General features: G+C 56.0%; 3 protein-coding genes and 1 pseudogene. All 4 read left to right on the top strand.

The genetic code is table 11. From position 1 onward, the window contains the following. Positions 1 to 132 (top strand): annotated as a pseudogene (locus ACIP66_RS28400) (ketol-acid reductoisomerase); the annotation flags it as partial. A 147-nt stretch (positions 133 to 279) separates the two neighbouring features. Then, positions 280 to 1,137, top strand: coding sequence for a CDP-diacylglycerol--serine O-phosphatidyltransferase (pssA, locus tag ACIP66_RS28405; protein WP_053123855.1), 858 nt, complete (start codon positions 280 to 282; stop codon positions 1,135 to 1,137). Positions 1,138 to 1,200: 63 nt separating this feature from the next. Continuing rightward, entirely contained in the window at positions 1,201 to 2,214 is a 1,014-nt protein-coding gene (gene msrP, locus ACIP66_RS28410) for a protein-methionine-sulfoxide reductase catalytic subunit MsrP (RefSeq protein ID WP_400652576.1), read from the top strand. Further along, positions 2,214 to 2,837: a protein-methionine-sulfoxide reductase heme-binding subunit MsrQ gene (gene msrQ / locus ACIP66_RS28415; protein ID WP_400652578.1), complete on the top strand. Its 624-nt coding sequence runs from the start codon at positions 2,214 to 2,216 to the stop codon at positions 2,835 to 2,837. The genes msrP and msrQ overlap by 1 nt, the downstream gene beginning before the upstream one ends. Positions 2,838 to 3,034: the final 197 nt, after the last annotated feature.

The following is a 3,034-nucleotide window of genomic DNA, read 5'->3' on the forward strand; positions in this document are numbered from 1 at the left end:
ACCGGCTACCCTTCGATGACCGCCAAGCGTCGTAACAACGCCGCTCACGGTATCGAAATCATCGGCGAGCAACTGCGCTCCATGATGCCGTGGATCGGTGCCAACAAGATCGTCGACAAAGCCAAAAACTAAGTCGTCCTTCTTGTACGGAAAACGCGGCCTCGGCCGCGTTTTTTCGTTTGAGCCGGTGGTTCTGGTATAAAGCTGCAGCGTTTGTGGCCGAACTGTCGTCCTCAAGCACCTGTCGAAATTTCTCCAAACCGTTGCAAGGTAATGTCCATGAGCGAACGTCCCGAAGAGCCGAACAAGGCTTCTGACGCCGAAAGCCTGCTGCCCATCGATGAACACATCGAAGAAGGGCACGACGCAGAAGGTCGTAAAGTCCGGCATCGTGGTATCTATCTGCTGCCGAATCTGTTCACCACTGCGAACCTGTTTGCAGGGTTTTACTCCATCATCAACTCGATGAGCGCACAGGCGGCATTGAGTGCTGGGGATTCCGTCAATGCGAGCAAGTATTTCGCCTTTGCCGCAATCGCGATTTTCGTCGCCATGGTGCTCGACGGCCTCGACGGTCGTGTGGCGCGCATGACCAATACGCAAAGTGCCTTCGGCGCCGAGTACGACTCGCTGTCGGACATGGTCGCGTTCGGTGTCGCACCGGCGCTGCTGGCGTTCGGTTGGGCGTTGGGTGATATGGGCAAGGTCGGCTGGATGGTCGCCTTCATCTATGTCGCGGGCGCGGCATTGCGTCTGGCGCGCTTCAACACCCAGGTCGGCACGGCAGACAAGCGCTATTTCATCGGTCTGGCCAGTCCGGCAGCGGCGGGTGTGGTGGCGGGTATCGTCTGGGCGTTCAGCGATTACGGCATTCAGGGGTCGAAGATGTCGTTCCTCGTTGCGCTGATGGTTGCGGCGGCCGGCATGCTGATGGTCAGCAACATCAAGTACAACAGCTTTAAAGAGCTGGACTTGAAAGGGCGCGTGCCATTCGTGGCGATCCTTGCCGTGGTGCTGGTGTTTGCCGTTGTGTTCAGCGATCCGCCGCGCATTCTGCTGTTGGTGTTCCTCGCCTATGCAGCATCCGGCCCGGTGCAATACTTGTTGCACCTTCGTCGGCACAAAAAAGCCGAGTGATGTAATTTCACGCATACTCCGCAGTCTATGGGTGCATCTGTCCTCCAAAGCTGCGGAGTTGTCATGCTGATCAAAATCCCCAAAGCGTCTGACTGCAACGAGTCGGATGTCACGCCTGAATCCATTTATCTCTCGCGCCGCCAATTGCTCGGTGCCACTGCTGCCGGTATCGCCGTCAGTAGCCTGCCACGCTGGGCCAATGCCGAAGATGCCGCTCGGTACGCCGATGTCGAACCCGGTAAAGCGCCTGCCTGGTTCAGCGACAAGCTGTCCTCTACTAAATGGGGAGCAGTCAACGTCAAGGATGAGGCGATCACGCCTTTTAAAGACGCCACTCACTACAACAACTTCTACGAGTTCGGCACCGATAAGGGGGATCCGGCGGCGAATGCCGGCTCGCTGAAAACCGAACCGTGGAGTGTGGTGATAGACGGCGAGGTGGGTAAGCCGGGGCGATATGCTCTGGAAGACTTCATGAAACCGTATCAACTGGAAGAGCGAATCTATCGCCTACGCTGTGTAGAGGCGTGGTCGATGGTGATTCCTTGGATCGGTTTTCCAATCTCGGCGTTGCTCAAGCAAGTCGAGCCAAACGCTAATGCCAAGTACATCCGCTTTGAAACGCTGCAGGATCCCAAAACCATGCCGGGGCAGCGCTCCGGTTTTGCCTTGATCGACTGGCCGTATGTAGAAGGCTTGCGTCTGGATGAGGCAATGAATCCTTTGGCGATTCTGGCGGTGGGCATGTATGGCCGCGAGTTACCAAATCAGAACGGCGCGCCGCTGCGTTTGGTGGTGCCGTGGAAGTATGGCTTCAAGAGCGTCAAATCCATCGTGCGTATCAGTCTGGTCAGCGAGCAGCCGAAAACCACTTGGCAAAGCATTGCGGCGGATGAGTATGGGTTCTACGCGAACGTGAATCCAACGGTTGATCACCCACGCTGGACGCAGGCACGGGAGCGACGGTTGCCGAACAGCCTGTTCAAACCGAACGTGCGCGATACGCAGATGTTCAACGGCTACTCGGATGAAGTCGCTTCTTTATATACAGGGCTCGATCTGCGGAAGAACTACTGATGCGCTTTCCGTTCTGGCGTATAGGCGTTTTCATTGCGGCAGCGATCTGGCCGATGCTTTGGTTGTATCAAGCGCTTGAGGATTTGCTCGGCCCTGATCCCGGCAAAGTGTTGGTCGATCGGCTGGGGTTGGGAACCTTGGTGTTGTTGCTGATCACCCTGAGCATGACGCCGATGCAGAAACTCACCGGTTGGGCGGGGTGGATTGCGGTTCGCCGGCAGTTGGGGCTTTGGTGTTTCGCCTATGTGGTGTTGCACCTGTGCAGTTATATGGCGTTTATCCTGGGGTTTGACTGGTCGCAGCTGGCGGTCGAGTTGCGCAAGCGGCCTTACATAATAGTAGGGGCGTTAGGTTTTCTAGGATTGTTGGCGTTGGCGGTGACGTCCAATCGCTACAGTCAGCGTCATTTGGGCTCGCGCTGGAAGAAGCTGCATCGCCTGGCGTACGTGATTCTGGGTTTGGGTTTACTGCATATGCTGTGGATCGTGCGCGCTGATCTTGAGGAATGGGCGATCTATGCCTTTATAGGTGCAGTGCTTATGCTGCTGCGTATACCGCCCGTGACGCGGCGTATCCCGCGTTTGCTGGCCAGAAAGCCGGTTTTGCAAGAAAAGCGAAATTAACGGTTGACTGCAAATCCCAGGCGTCTATAATTCGCCCCACTTCCGGCGCAGTCGAAACGGAAAACTCCTTGAGATTCAATGAGTTATGCAGTTTTCGGCAGTAGGTTGCTTCAGTTCATCGAAGCCAAAAGGAAGTTGAAAAAGAGGTGTTGACAGCAGCGTGTAACGCTGTAGAATTCGCCTCCCGCTGACGAGAG

The sequence above is a fragment of the Pseudomonas sp. NPDC088429 genome (assembly GCF_044753305.1).
In the GTDB taxonomy this organism is placed as follows: domain Bacteria; phylum Pseudomonadota; class Gammaproteobacteria; order Pseudomonadales; family Pseudomonadaceae; genus Aquipseudomonas; species Aquipseudomonas rustica.

Excerpts from the sequence above, each read along its gene's own strand:
- pssA (WP_053123855.1), top strand. The coding sequence starts at position 280 with ATGAGCGAACGTCCCGAAGAGCCGAACAAGGCTTCTGACGCCGAAAGC.
- msrP (WP_400652576.1), top strand. The coding sequence starts at position 1,201 with ATGCTGATCAAAATCCCCAAAGCGTCTGACTGCAACGAGTCGGATGTC.
- msrQ (WP_400652578.1), top strand. The coding sequence starts at position 2,214 with ATGCGCTTTCCGTTCTGGCGTATAGGCGTTTTCATTGCGGCAGCGATC.